1 protein-coding gene is annotated in these 262 nt (G+C 59.9%); it reads left to right on the top strand.

Going from position 1 to position 262, the window contains the following annotated elements:
- On the top strand, nt 1–215 hold a 215-nt coding region (locus ACR6JA_RS23295), incomplete at its 5' end, for an urease accessory protein UreF (RefSeq protein ID WP_494599912.1).
- Nucleotides 216–262 lie beyond the last annotated feature (47 nt).

Here is a 262-nt window from a genome sequence, read left to right as displayed (position 1 = left end):
GCTGGATAGAGAGCGCGGTAATGGCGGGCGTCAAGCTGGTGCCGTTTGGTCAACAGGCCGCGCAGCAGCTGATTATCGAACTGAGCGACGACTACGCCGCTGGTTTTGAACAGGCATTTTTACGTCGCGACGACGCGCTGGGGGCAGCAACGCCGCTGTCCGCCATCGCCTCCGCGCGCCACGAAACCCAATATTCACGACTATTCCGTTCCTGAGGAGTCAATATGGCTGATTACAAACATCCCCTGCGCGTGGGCGTGGG

The sequence above is a fragment of the Cedecea sp. B1(4) genome (genome assembly GCF_059414925.1).
This window is presented reverse-complemented; position numbering and strand designations above follow the sequence as displayed.